Source organism: Streptococcus sp. S784/96/1, assembly GCF_902729355.1.
Taxonomy (GTDB): Bacteria; Bacillota; Bacilli; order Lactobacillales; family Streptococcaceae; genus Streptococcus; species Streptococcus caledonicus.
Map to the genome: position 1 here is coordinate 48,940 of NZ_CACVCC010000009.1, position 12,440 is coordinate 61,379.

Genomic DNA, 12,440 nt, shown 5'->3' on the forward strand with positions numbered 1-12,440 from the left:
ACTGTATCCACATTATGTTTTAAATCCGTGTCAAAACTGTACGCGCAATAATTTCATCCTGAACATCTTTACATAATTCAACGAAGAAGGCACTATAACCAGCTACACGAACAATCAAATCACGATATTTTTCTGGATGTTGTTGTGCTTCTAGCAAAATTGCATTGTCAAGATAGTTAAACTGCATCTCACCATTACCAAGAATACTTGCTGTTCTAAGTAAGGTAATCAAACTTTCCTCACCTTGTGGAGTGTCAAGAAGACCTGCCATAATCTTGAAGTTATGAACCATGCCGATATTCATATTTTCATTCGCCATCTTGGAAACTGACTTAATGATCGCTGTCGGACCCTTGGTATCCATACCATGATCTGGTGAGATACCATCTGAAAGCGGTGTCCAAGCACGGCGACCAGAAGCAGAGGCTCCTGTAATTTGACCGAGAGGTGTATTATTCGAAATGGACAAGGTACCATGACTCAAAATAGAATACAAAGTCTTATACTTACGATGTTCCTCTTCTGTGAACTCGACAATATCCGAAGCAAAATAATCCACATAGTCATCGTCATTACCATATTTAGGAGCTGCTAGACAATCTGCGCGAATGTGATCATACCCTTCAAAATCGGCAATCAAAGCCTTGTTCAATTCGGCAAGTGTATACTTTTTATCTTCAAAGACAAGTTTTTTAATTGCTGCCATGGAATCTGCGTAGTTAGCAAGTCCTGACCAAACAACACCTGGACCGAAATTGTACATCGCTCCACCTGATTTAACTCCACGACCATTTTCCATCGTACCTTCATACATCATAGACATCAATGGTGCCGGTGCTAACTCACGTTGGACACGCTGAGAGATGACGGTCATAACAGAAGTCCATTTGGTAACATACTTGATTGTCTCTTTAACAGCGGCTTCAAATTGTTCAAATGTTTTGTATTGCTCAAGAGGTCCCATATCTGGAGTAACTGGTTTTCCGTACCATAATGGAATACCTTGGTTTAGCGTCGTTTCGATTAAGATTGGCCATTGAGTGTAGGCTGTTGATGTCCATTGATAGAGACGACCCGATTTTTGTGGTTCTACGCATCCCATTAAGCAGTAATCACGTGCATCCTCCATTGAAACACCTTTTGCCAACATCATTTTGATGTGAGCGTCGTCAAAGTGACACGCAGGGAAACCAATTCCTGCACGGACAACATCAACAATTTTCTTCAAGTACTTACGTGGCGATTTGTTATTGATACGAGTTGCCAAGGTTGGTTGATAAACCTTCACATGGCGAATCGCATCCATCAAAAGATAGGTCAAATCATTTGTTGCATCACGCCCTTCACGTGTTACCCCACCAACACACATGTTTACAAATGGTTGATAACCTGCAAAGAATTTAGAAGATCCCTCTGATGTTAACCACATCATTTCTGACATCTTAATAAACATACAGCCGGCTAATTCAAAAGCTTGATAATCATTCATCCGGCCAGATTCAATATCCTTTTTATAAAGTGGATACATATACTGGTCAACACGACCAATTGAAAGACCTGTCTGGTTTTCTTCACAGAGTAGTAGGTGCTGAATTGTTACAACGTATTGCATCGCTTCCCAGAAAGTCTCTGGTTTATGCGCAGGAACATTGGCATTGACGCGAGAAATCATCTCCAATTCTGCTCTGCGTTTTGGATTGGATTCTTTTGCGGCTAATTCTGCTGCGTACTCAGACATACGCTTCGCATAAATCATAACACCTTCTGCTGTTAGAATTTGCGATTTGTAGAAATAGATTTTCTCCAAATCATCTGGATTAGCATAGTCCAGTTTTGCTAGGTGGGCTTCTGCTTCAGCCTTAATATCTAGCATACCTTTTTTCATCCCTACCACATCGTATCCTGGATTTGAGTCACCGCCACCAGAACAAGCATGATAAGAACAATCAGAGACAAATGATTCGCCAGAAAGTTCCCAAGCACCCGCTTCACGGTATTGTGACTCACAGGCTTCATCTACAGAACGTCCTTCCCAATATGGGAAAATTTCTTCTCTTAGAACCTTTTTATCTTCTTCAGACAAGGCGTATGGGTCCTGCGGACGAGTTGAAATCGTATCAATTTCATCGCGAAGCCAACGCCATGAAATATCTGGAGAAAAGGCACCAAAACGTGCGCCACCATTCGGTGCACCTACCAATAATTCATTATCTTGAATGACTACTGGAGCAATTTTACAAAATTCTTTGAAAGCAGTTCCGCGTAGGATTGCTTTTGGCATACCTTCATTCTCTTTAGAAATTCGTGTCAGGTTTACCGCACGAATTAAAGAGATTGTTGGTTGCGCTTTCAAATATTGGTTTTTTAAGGCCTGCAATCGAGGTGTAATTCCCTCTGGTACATCTGTACCTTCTGACACAAGCGGTTCTACATTTGCAAAACTAATTTCTGGCTTTGTAATATCATCAGAAACACTTTGGAAAATTTTTACCAGTGATGCACGTTCTTCCGCACTTAGTTTCTTCGTAGCTTCTTCCAGCTTAGCTGTAAATTCCTTCATATCCATATTGAATATTTCCTCTCTTTCGAACAATCAATTCATGACTTATTATTAACTTCAAAACCAACCTGACGGGTATAAGTCAAATGTTTCGGTGTGATATTTTCCGAGCTATATCCTTTACCAGTTGTGATACCTCCCAATATCAATGATGTCGGGAAGTTAGAAACAATACCTGTAGCGACACAAACTGTAGGTGCATTTACCACAATTCTCCCAACCTTTTTGACTAGGGCAAACTCTCTGATGATTTTCCAATCTTTGGAATGTATGGTTAGCGTATGTCCCATTTTTAACTCATCTAGCAAGTTCATACATTTAACACAAGCTAAGGTCCAATCCGGCTCCAAGTAGACTACAATCACTGGACAGAGTAATTTTCGACTAAAAAAATCCTCTTCATTCATGTAATCTTGGACAGATACAAGAACCTTTGTTTCTGCCGGAACAGATATGCCGGATTGTTCTGCCAACCAAATAGCTGACTTCCCAATATAATTTTCCTTAATATTCTTCTCTGAAGCTGTTAGAAATGCAATCAGTTTCCTAGTCTCTGACTCCGTCAGCAAATGAGCTCCATTCTTTTCTAGGCTATCTTTGATTTGATCTGCAATAACATTTTCAGTAACTAGAAATTGCTCTGCACCGGGTAAGATACCATTTTGAAAACTTCTCGAATGAATGACATCACTAACAGCTTTCTCGATGTTTGCGGTTCTTTCTACAAATACTGGTCCAGATGAATCCCCACCATATAATAAAGGTATATTGGTGACAAACTTATTTGAAATGTATTCTGGGCAGCCAATATTGATGAGTAGAGAAACCTTATCACTGGCCAACAATTCCAGTATTCCTGCATCGCTAATTGTCTCACCTAGGCTGATACCATCTTCAGGATAACCAGACTCTTCGGCAAGCATAATTAGTTTTTTCAAACTATGAAGAGTTGACCTTGTTGACTGCCGATTAGCAATGAATACCAGAGAATTTCCTGTTTTCATCGCTAGTAAACAGACATTAACCAATAAGGTAAAGGTTGGGCGAGCTGGTAACAAAACCGCAACAACCCCCAACGGCGCTCCAATTTCGATAACTTTTTCTGTAGAATTTCCACCGATGATACCGATATATGACTCCTTCTGAAGAGTTTCCTCGAAACGTTTCAGAAAATGTGTACATAAAAAATGCTCATCCTCTTCCACACCGTAATCATTACCAGTCACAAACTCGTGGACATAGTCGCTTGTTTTGTCCAGCAAAGTTTTGATAAAGATAGAAGTCACGACATCCAAATCACTTTGACTGTACTTCTGCAAGTGAACAAAAGACATTTGACCATTCAGAAGCAAATTTCTTATTTCTTGAATTGATTCCAAATCTTTGTCAATATATCTCATTTCGTTCACACTTTCCTACTCTGTTACTTCTTCTGGGAACATCATTTCTAATGAGTAACGATCAATGATTTTCTTTAAATCTTCATGTGGTCCTGGAATGACAACACTACTATATACCTCAGTCCCCATTTTTTCTACTGCACTAACTCCCGCATCAACAGCTGTCTTGCAGGCAGCCGTTTCACCTTGGACAATAACTGCAATATAACCTGATGCAGTGTTGACATAAGCAATTACTTCAACATCTGAAGCCTTTACCATTGCATCTGCCGCCTCAAGTGCATAAACAAGACCAAATGTCTCCACAGCACCAATTGCTTGATATCTTTCCATTATTTCCTCCTTTATTAATTATCAACATCATGTACAGAAACCATGTCTCCAACAGAAGAAATCGGCCTAGGCATTACATTATGAGCAGTCAATTTACCAATTGCATCTGCTGCACGTGCCCCTGCTTCAACAGCAGCCTCAACAGCAGCTACATCACCAACTACCATGATTGTAACCAATGTAGAACCAACATTTTCATAGGAAATCAATTTGACATTGCTGGCTTTTAGCATCTTATCACATGCTTCCAAAGCTGGCACCAAACCAACTGTTTCCACAAGACCTAATGCCTGCCCACCATGATATCTCATATCGCTCCTCCTTTTACATTTCGAAATTCTTTTGCAATATATTTTTCAACTGCGTATTTTCCATCATCATTTATCTGATAACGGATTCTAAGTTTTCCGTTTTCGTCTAAATTAAATCCTGACTGAACAAGATAACCATTGCACTCTAACGACATCAAATGTTCTAAAAACAAGTCCTCTCTGAACTGTTTTTCACTGCCAAATAAAGGTTCCAAGGCTGACATAACTTGAAATACATCCGCCTCTTCCACTGTGCTCATATAATTTAGCACCGCTGTTCTTGCTGGTAATAATTTCATGAACTATACCTCATCTTTTCTGAAAAAATCTAGTGGATTCGTCGTTACTAGAATGGCACCTGTGATAATCACCAACGAACCAACGACAATAGTTGTTGTAATTGCTTGTCCAAGGAATAAAACACTAAGCAGGACACCCCAGAAAGCATAGGTAATATTTAAGGACATACCAATCGCAGTACCAACCATAGCATTTGAACGATACCATTCCATATATGAAATACCGACCAATGTACCGGAAATTAGTAAGAGAAATACTAAAAACGGTGAAGTTAAGGTTGCTGTAAATAGACCAGTAGCTCCAATAATTGGGACAATGATAACCATTTGAATTAAACCAGAAACCAATTGACGTAGGGTTACAGTGACTTCTGAGTCAAGCATTGCACCACCAAAACTTGAAATCGTTCCTTCCAATCCCCAGCATATTGCAGCCACTACAGCTAAGATAATTCCTAATGTAAAATTAGGAGCTCCCTCAGGTTTTACCAGATTGATAACAACCGCACCAGCCACACACATCAACATCCCAGAAACAACTCGCATGTTTAATTTTTGTTTCAAGAAAATAGCTGAGAAAAGTGCACCAAACGCAGCTGTTGTCGCTGAAATTGGAATAGCAAAAGCTCCCGCTAAATAAAGACCAACTAGGTAAGCACCATTTGCTACTGGGCCGCCCAAAATATAGCCAAGCAACATAATTTTCCCTGGTTTAGTAGCTAATGTACGGCCCAATTCTTTAAATTTCCCATTTCTTATCGCTGCAAGCAAGAGCACACAACCACCCAAAAAATCATTTATCGCCCCCATTACAAAGGGAGCTGCTAAAATGCCCACCGCTGACTTAATCGGATCAAATCTCTGAAGAATCATAATAACAAAGGAGTACAATCCATAAAATAAGCCAGAAATAATTCCACTTCGAATACCTGCAATACGGAATTTTTTGGTCGTTTCATTCATTTTTTGTTGTGCAATAGTACTTGTCATTTGTCCCATAAAAATACCTCCTAATATCTTAAAAATAGCGAGCCATTATTTAGAGCTGGGCAAAATTGTCTCTACTTCCCCGTGCGGACGTGGAATAACATGAACAGAGACCAGCTCACCGATTCGTTGTGCAGCAGCAGCACCAGCATCTGTCGCTGCCTTAACTGCTCCGACATCTCCTCGAACAAGGACAGTTACTAAACCACCACCAACATGTTCTTTCCCGATTAAAGTAACATTTGCTGCTTTAACCATTGCATCTGCCGCCTCTATTGAGCCGACTAATCCTTTAGTTTCAATCATTCCTAATGCTTCGGAATTCATGTCACTACCTCCTTTATATATTTTTATATACTTATATTTAACACACAAGCACATATAAATTTTATTTTTGATACAATTATAAAAAATTCACATACTCCTATACAACAACATTGTAAACCCTTCCACAAAGTCAAGGTCAATTATTTTTTTTATTTTTTCAAAATTATTTTTAGTTTTTCGAAAATATATAACTATTTACACTATTTTTCTATGGCATAACAGTACTCTCACTCAGGTATTTTAAAGGAAAAATAGATTAGAGAGTTCCAATAAATAAGCACATTATCTTTATTTTTGCAAGAAATATGCTCACAAAACTTTATCCTAAGGGTAAAGTTTTGTGAACTAAACAATTATTTATCAATCAAACATCATGACATCTCCCCTAATTAACTGATTCACTAACTGAAAAATATAAAAACGGCCTGAAGATGCTCCTTACATTCTTCAAACCGTCCATCTATTAACTATTTTATTGATAAAGCTCATCCTGCGTGACAACAGGAATAATAATCTCTGTTACAAATTCATTCTGGTCTTGAGTCACCCAATAATCAATGACATGGCGCTCATAGCATTCATCTTTTAAGCTATATTTATGCTTCTCTGCGTAGTGCAGTAAGTATCTATATGTCCTATCAATGCCTTCCAGTGGACCAATATGATAGCATGTTAATGCCATAAATCCACCAAACTTTGAAAAAGTTTCTGACTCTGGAAAACAGTGCTGCAAGATGGTTGCAAATTTACTTTCCCCATTCATCTTTTTTAGGTAAGAGTTATATCGCAAAATAACTGGCCCTGAAACTTCTAAATGATGTAACTGTAAATGCCTAATCCACTCTAAATTAATAATTGACTCTTTGTAATTGTAGCTATATGGCTGTTCCAAATAACAATAACTAGCCTGCTCAGAATAATATTTTACACTAATCATCCGTTCTATATTCGCTCCAAAATGATGTTTTCTATTTTGCAGGCACATCTCCCCCTCAACAATCAATTCTAACCAATCATCTACAGATGATAGAGCGATAGATAGCTCTTCACGCTCGGCATTGATCTCGTCACGCCTTTTCTTGAGATGATAATAATGAGTAGAGCATCCAGCTACATGAATCAGCTCTTTGATTCTTTTTAAACTTAGCCCAACTTGTTGATAATATTTGATTAATGGTATCAATAGTAGAGCATCTTTATCATAATAGCGATAACCATTTTCACTGGAAATATGCTTAGGATGAATTAAACCTAAACTTTCGTAATAGCGTAATGTTTTTGTTGAAACACCACTCATGGCAGCTGCTCTACCAATTGAAAATAGATTATCTACTCCCATCCTGTCCCCCTCACTATTCTATATTTGTAATCTCATCACACAAATCATCTTAATATACAATTTCTTAATTGTCAACGTTTTCACAAACAATATTTTTCATTGAATAAAGAGAGTAAAGCATAAATTTATTGTCTAGACATCACATTGTGGATACTTAATTTTATTTGATATCACGCATAACATCTCCATCTAATTCAAAAAAGTCTTGAATTTCTTGAACATATTCGAGAACTCCTTGAAATTCTCCTCTATCATCACGTACTGCCGCATAGGTAACATGGACAAATTTACCAAGTTTTTCCGACTTGAACCACATAACGACCTTATCTTTTTGTCCAGTTCGCAATAATTGAAAAATTTTCTTAACCTTATCAAGGACTTTAGGGGGATGACAGAGCTCTACATGCCGTCCTACTTGTGATGGGGTACGTTTGAATATCATCTCTTCTGCTGGCACACTGTCATTATAATATTGGAAAATGTCATCCTTATTGACAAAAGTAATTTCTAAAGGTAAATGATTGAGAATCAGATTTGCCTGCTCAACAGATAGGTAGCCATTCCCAAAGATTTGAGGAGTCGTTCTGTCTATAACTTCTTCTCTTTCCTTAGGGACAAAAGTAAGAGTAAAAGTTCCTTCTGGAGTATCAATGGTACGTGTAGTCGTTTTGTCCTCTGAGCCCTCTCTTAATTTTTCTTTATCAGTATTTTTTTCTTCAAAAGACTCACGGTGTGGAAGCCATTGAGCGGTCGGTTTTATAATAGCATAGCCATAAGTATCACTCTCTCTAGCAATTGAAAGCCAATCATCTTGATTAAAGGTTTCTAATAAAATCATGAGTAGTATGGCTTCTTCTTTGAAAATCATTTCTTCAAATTCTTTTGCAAAAATTTCAAAAAGGTATGAAACATCATTGATATCATATGGAGGTAATTGTTCAACTGAATTTTTGAAATTTTTAAAGAGCTCACGAATCTCATCATCTACTCCCCACATGACCTTTGGAGGCGCATCATGTCCATAACGTTCCATAATCGGGAAGAAGAGTTTTTCTTTACGCGTGTAATGATGATGAAATTGGCCCAATAATCCAACTTGATGAGTAAGTCCCTTTATCAACTCATCTCGAAATTCTATGCTATCAGGTTGGGATAAGTTGTCTATAATTCTACGGATACGTAACATAGCTGCACGCAAAGCTAAATTTTCTTGTTTAAAAATATAAACAGGGTGACCTTCTTGCTCACTATCTGGAACGTTCACATCTGAAATAACTCCTTTAAAGAGATTAGCATGAACATTACAGAGGCTCATGACATCTTCAAATGTAATCCCAGTATCTGATGACATCAGTTCATGCTCCATCATTGAAATTTCTAAAGCTGACACTCCTTTAAAATGTTTGTCAAATTGTTCTTGAACACTTTCAGGACTCGCTCCATGATGCAGGTCCAGAAGAATTGATTTTAAAACATCAATGCGATTATCTACCATCTTAATCTCCAATCACTTCATAACCATGAAATTCTAAGGTACGTTTCATTTTTTCTAAAGAGAGGTTAATCATCTTAGAACCAGTTTTTAAACTGGTTACTTTGCCGACTGTATTTAACATGGCTGGATTAGCTAGTGGTTTAAAACCTAGCTCAATCAAAATATCTTTGAGTTCTGGATTCTTTTTAATCACTTCTGCAACTGGTATCGTTAAATCAACACTATTCATTACTACTCCTTTTTATAGCTGAGAACGAAAGTCAAAAAGGAGCCTAGGCTCCTAAATACTTATTTTGTTTGTTCAAATCTTAAATGAACAACAATGCTATCACCGTAGCCGTTACGCTCTAAATCACGTTGCAAACGATACGCAATATAGTGCTCTGCGATGTTGATATAACCGGCATCCATAAGACGATTTTCAACACATGATTGAATCATGCTGATTGTTGGGCGTTCAACTTGTGCATCTTCTAAATCAATCGTTACTTTTTTAGTTACTTGAGTAAGATTTTGACGCCATGTATCATCAATCACATAAACTGTTTGAGCAGCCTTAATAATGGCTTGGTAAATCTTTTCAGGATCAAAGTCAGCAACTTGTCCATTACGTTTTATAATTTGCATAAAAACACCTCTTTTCATAAATTTTCATCTTACTTACATTATGCAAGTGTTTTCATGATTTGTCAAGCTTTTCTGTGCTAAACTTGACGTTTTAGATGAACCCCTTTAGGAAATGAGGGATCTTGCTTACTTTCAGTAGCGTATTGGAAGACAAAGCCCTGCTTTTCATAAAAAGACAAACCAATCTGATTTCCCTCCATAGCAGAGGTAATCCATTGTTGCTCTATCCCATAAGTTTCTTTTTGATAGGCTGTGAAAGCATCGACTAGATGACTACCAATACCGCGACGTTTTAAATTAGGATCAACGTAGAGAACATAAATATGTCCCTCATTATTATCGTCAATGCCGCCACCGATACAACCCAGAACCTTGTCATCCTCTACTGCAACCCAGTAGCCATGATAATAGGGACTGTTGTCCAGAACATCCTTAGTAACACGTTCTTCGTTATAATACTCTTCAATCACTTGATCGATATAGGAGTGTGGGACTAAATCTTTATAAGTTTCTTGCCAACCACGACTACAAATATCCATAATCTGAGGAACATCTTTTAACTCTGCTCTTCTGATAATCATCAACTCAACTTCTCCTTAGTAATCTGGTCGTACAACGCCTGTTACTGTTGCGCGTGTTGCTTCATAATCTCCATCAACAACTACCTTAATGATACGTTTGGCGTCTTCTTCTGGTGCAGCTACTAATGGCAGACGCAACGGTCCTACATCTAAACCTAAGTAGTTAAGAACGGCCTTAACTGGTGCAGGACTCGGATAAGAGAAGAGGGCATTGACTTTTGGAATAAATTGACGTTGGATAGTTGCTGCTTTTTTTATATTGTTATTCTCAATCGCTTGCAACATTTCAAACATTTCATCACCATTGGTATGTGATGCTACAGAAATTATCCCATCTGCACCAAGGTTCATAGCATGGAAAGCATCCCCATCTTCACCAGTATAAATCAAGAAATCTTCTGGTTTGTGTTCAATAAGATAAGCCATATTAGCAAGACTGGTACATTCTTTTACCCCAATAATATTGGGATGCTCTGCCAAACGAAGCATGGTTTCAGGAGTCATTTCAACAACAACACGACCTGGAATATTATAAATAATAATTGGTAAATCACTAGCATCCGCAATAGCTTTAAAATGCTGGTACATGCCTTCTTGAGAAGGTTTATTGTAATAGGGAACAATAGCCAGACCGGCAGCAAAACCTCCGAACTCAGCTACTTCTTTAGCAAATTCAATGGAATCTCGTGTGTCATTGGTTCCAACACCAGCAATGAGCGGCACACGACCGTTCACAATTTTCTGAACAGCGGCAAATAACTCCAACTCTTCATCATGGGTTAAAGTTGGACTTTCAGCCGTTGTCCCAGCCAATAAAATTCCTTCTGTGTGATGTGCCAGCAAATGTTCCACCAAAGCCGGTAAGGCATCAAAATTAATGGAGCCATTCTCGTGAAATGGGGTTACCATGGCTGTAATAATTTTTGCATTTCTTAAATCCTGGATAGACATACAATTCTCCTTTTTCAATAAGGTATTTGAAAAGACATACTTAACTTCAAATCAACATCTCAAAATCCCTCTACTAATTAGACAAAAAGCCAGAACAAAGACATACTCAGCCCAGCTTAACTGATGACTTATTTCAACTCAAAAACAAGTTCTTTTGTCGGACGTACCAAGCCACGTTCATGTAAGCTTTCAGCAATCTGTACTGAGTTCCAAGCAGCGCCTTTAAGAAGATTATCCGAAACAATCCACATGTGAATGCCATTCTCAGCGTCCAAATCTTTACGAATACGACCAACAAATGTTTCACGACGACCAACAGCATTTATCGCTTGAGGATAGATTTGGTTAGCCACGTCATCTTCCAGAACTGCACCTGGGAAATTAGCAATCGCTTCTTTGACATCTGAAATTGGAGCTGGATCAATCGTTTCAATATAGACTGACTCTGAATGACCAGACAAAACAGGGACGCGAACACAGGTTGCAGAAACCTTAATAGCATCATCTTCCATGATTTTCTTGGTTTCTTTGGTCATCTTCATTTCTTCATAAGTGTAGTCATTGTCTGTAAACAAATCAATCTGCGGTAGAGCATTAAAAGCAATCGGATAATGCTTTTTGTCACCACCGGACGGTAAAATTTTAGCAGTCAGATGTTTAGGGTCAACACCATCAACAACTGCTTCATGCAATTGACCTAACGTTTCTTGGATAGCTGTTGCCCCGGCACCTGATACCGCTTGATAAGTTGACACGATGATACGGTCTAGACCCCAGCGCTGACGAATCGGTTCAAGAGCCACCATCATTTGAATCGTTGAACAATTTGGACAAGCAATAATTCCCTTGTGAGCATCCATGGCGTGAGCATTAACTTCTGGAACCACCAATGGTACATCGGGATTTTGACGGAAATAGGAGGTATTATCAACCACAACTGCACCCGCTTTGACCGCATAAGGAGCAAACTTAGCAGATGTCCCACCACCAGCTGAAAAGAGAGCAATGTCAACTCCTTCAAAAGCTGTTTCTGTCGTTTCTTCAATTTCGATTTCCTGACCTTTGAACGTCAATGTTTTACCGACCGAACGTGCAGACGCCAATAGACGAACCTTGTCAAGAGGAAGGGTTGTCTCTTCCAACATTTTAATCATTTGTGTTCCGACAGCACCAGTGGCACCAACAACAGCAACAGTATATCCCATATAGTCTCCTTCATTTGAGAAATAG

The 12,440-nt window shown here is 38.5% G+C and carries 14 protein-coding genes; all 14 read right to left on the reverse strand.

The window, feature by feature from the left end:
• Positions 1 to 19: 19 nt before the first annotated feature.
• Positions 20 to 2,566, reverse strand: a complete 2,547-nt coding sequence (cutC, locus tag GZ996_RS04720; RefSeq protein ID WP_156805126.1) for a choline trimethylamine-lyase — start codon at positions 2,564 to 2,566, stop codon at positions 20 to 22.
• A gap of 32 nt (positions 2,567 to 2,598) precedes the next feature.
• Positions 2,599 to 3,960, reverse strand: coding sequence for an aldehyde dehydrogenase (locus GZ996_RS04725; protein WP_161979165.1), 1,362 nt, complete (start codon positions 3,958 to 3,960; stop codon positions 2,599 to 2,601).
• Between the two features lie 15 nt (positions 3,961 to 3,975).
• Entirely contained in the window at positions 3,976 to 4,293 is a 318-nt protein-coding gene (locus GZ996_RS04730) for a BMC domain-containing protein (protein WP_161980846.1), read from the reverse strand.
• 14 nt (positions 4,294 to 4,307) lie between these two features.
• Positions 4,308 to 4,604: a BMC domain-containing protein gene (locus GZ996_RS04735; RefSeq protein ID WP_156805124.1), complete on the reverse strand. Its 297-nt coding sequence runs from the start codon at positions 4,602 to 4,604 to the stop codon at positions 4,308 to 4,310.
• Complete coding sequence (locus tag GZ996_RS04740) at positions 4,601 to 4,903, reverse strand: hypothetical protein (RefSeq protein ID WP_156805123.1); 303 nt, start codon at positions 4,901 to 4,903, stop codon at positions 4,601 to 4,603. Before GZ996_RS04740 ends, GZ996_RS04735 begins: the two co-directional genes overlap by 4 nt.
• 3 nt (positions 4,904 to 4,906) lie before the next feature.
• On the reverse strand, positions 4,907 to 5,902 hold the full coding sequence (locus tag GZ996_RS04745; RefSeq protein ID WP_161979167.1) for a DMT family transporter: 996 nt from the start codon (positions 5,900 to 5,902) through the stop codon (positions 4,907 to 4,909).
• Positions 5,903 to 5,938: 36 nt separating this feature from the next.
• Positions 5,939 to 6,217: an ethanolamine utilization microcompartment protein EutM gene (gene eutM / locus GZ996_RS04750; protein ID WP_156805121.1), complete on the reverse strand. Its 279-nt coding sequence runs from the start codon at positions 6,215 to 6,217 to the stop codon at positions 5,939 to 5,941.
• Between the two features lie 472 nt (positions 6,218 to 6,689).
• Positions 6,690 to 7,556, reverse strand: a complete 867-nt coding sequence (locus tag GZ996_RS04755) for a MerR family transcriptional regulator (protein ID WP_156805120.1) — start codon at positions 7,554 to 7,556, stop codon at positions 6,690 to 6,692.
• A 160-nt stretch (positions 7,557 to 7,716) separates the two neighbouring features.
• A complete protein-coding gene (locus tag GZ996_RS04760; protein ID WP_161979169.1) occupies positions 7,717 to 9,051 on the reverse strand; it encodes a DUF438 domain-containing protein in 1,335 nt (444 codons plus the stop codon).
• A gap of 1 nt (position 9,052) precedes the next feature.
• Positions 9,053 to 9,280, reverse strand: coding sequence for a DUF1858 domain-containing protein (locus GZ996_RS04765; protein ID WP_161979170.1), 228 nt, complete (start codon positions 9,278 to 9,280; stop codon positions 9,053 to 9,055).
• A gap of 59 nt (positions 9,281 to 9,339) precedes the next feature.
• The gene (locus GZ996_RS04770; protein WP_156805117.1) at positions 9,340 to 9,678 is read right to left on the reverse strand and encodes an ATP cone domain-containing protein; all 339 of its coding nucleotides are present in this window, start codon (positions 9,676 to 9,678) and stop codon (positions 9,340 to 9,342) included.
• A gap of 77 nt (positions 9,679 to 9,755) precedes the next feature.
• Positions 9,756 to 10,259: a GNAT family N-acetyltransferase gene (locus GZ996_RS04775; RefSeq protein WP_161979171.1), complete on the reverse strand. Its 504-nt coding sequence runs from the start codon at positions 10,257 to 10,259 to the stop codon at positions 9,756 to 9,758.
• 15 nt (positions 10,260 to 10,274) lie between these two features.
• Positions 10,275 to 11,210: a 4-hydroxy-tetrahydrodipicolinate synthase gene (dapA, locus tag GZ996_RS04780; protein ID WP_162011450.1), complete on the reverse strand. Its 936-nt coding sequence runs from the start codon at positions 11,208 to 11,210 to the stop codon at positions 10,275 to 10,277.
• A 128-nt stretch (positions 11,211 to 11,338) separates the two neighbouring features.
• Complete coding sequence (locus GZ996_RS04785) at positions 11,339 to 12,415, reverse strand: aspartate-semialdehyde dehydrogenase (RefSeq protein ID WP_156805114.1); 1,077 nt, start codon at positions 12,413 to 12,415, stop codon at positions 11,339 to 11,341.
• Positions 12,416 to 12,440: the final 25 nt, after the last annotated feature.

What these genes read in the sequence shown, in the direction of transcription:
- cutC (WP_156805126.1), bottom strand. Translation starts at nt 2,566, where the DNA reads ATGGATATGAAGGAATTTACAGCTAAGCTGGAAGAAGCTACGAAGAAA.
- GZ996_RS04725 (WP_161979165.1), bottom strand. Translation starts at nt 3,960, where the DNA reads ATGAGATATATTGACAAAGATTTGGAATCAATTCAAGAAATAAGAAAT.
- GZ996_RS04730 (WP_161980846.1), bottom strand. Translation starts at nt 4,293, where the DNA reads ATGGAAAGATATCAAGCAATTGGTGCTGTGGAGACATTTGGTCTTGTT.
- GZ996_RS04735 (WP_156805124.1), bottom strand. Translation starts at nt 4,604, where the DNA reads ATGAGATATCATGGTGGGCAGGCATTAGGTCTTGTGGAAACAGTTGGT.
- GZ996_RS04740 (WP_156805123.1), bottom strand. Translation starts at nt 4,903, where the DNA reads ATGAAATTATTACCAGCAAGAACAGCGGTGCTAAATTATATGAGCACA.
- GZ996_RS04745 (WP_161979167.1), bottom strand. Translation starts at nt 5,902, where the DNA reads ATGGGACAAATGACAAGTACTATTGCACAACAAAAAATGAATGAAACG.
- eutM (WP_156805121.1), bottom strand. Translation starts at nt 6,217, where the DNA reads ATGAATTCCGAAGCATTAGGAATGATTGAAACTAAAGGATTAGTCGGC.
- GZ996_RS04755 (WP_156805120.1), bottom strand. Translation starts at nt 7,556, where the DNA reads ATGGGAGTAGATAATCTATTTTCAATTGGTAGAGCAGCTGCCATGAGT.
- GZ996_RS04760 (WP_161979169.1), bottom strand. Translation starts at nt 9,051, where the DNA reads ATGGTAGATAATCGCATTGATGTTTTAAAATCAATTCTTCTGGACCTG.
- GZ996_RS04765 (WP_161979170.1), bottom strand. Translation starts at nt 9,280, where the DNA reads ATGAATAGTGTTGATTTAACGATACCAGTTGCAGAAGTGATTAAAAAG.
- GZ996_RS04770 (WP_156805117.1), bottom strand. Translation starts at nt 9,678, where the DNA reads ATGCAAATTATAAAACGTAATGGACAAGTTGCTGACTTTGATCCTGAA.
- GZ996_RS04775 (WP_161979171.1), bottom strand. Translation starts at nt 10,259, where the DNA reads ATGATTATCAGAAGAGCAGAGTTAAAAGATGTTCCTCAGATTATGGAT.
- dapA (WP_162011450.1), bottom strand. Translation starts at nt 11,210, where the DNA reads ATGTCTATCCAGGATTTAAGAAATGCAAAAATTATTACAGCCATGGTA.
- GZ996_RS04785 (WP_156805114.1), bottom strand. Translation starts at nt 12,415, where the DNA reads ATGGGATATACTGTTGCTGTTGTTGGTGCCACTGGTGCTGTCGGAACA.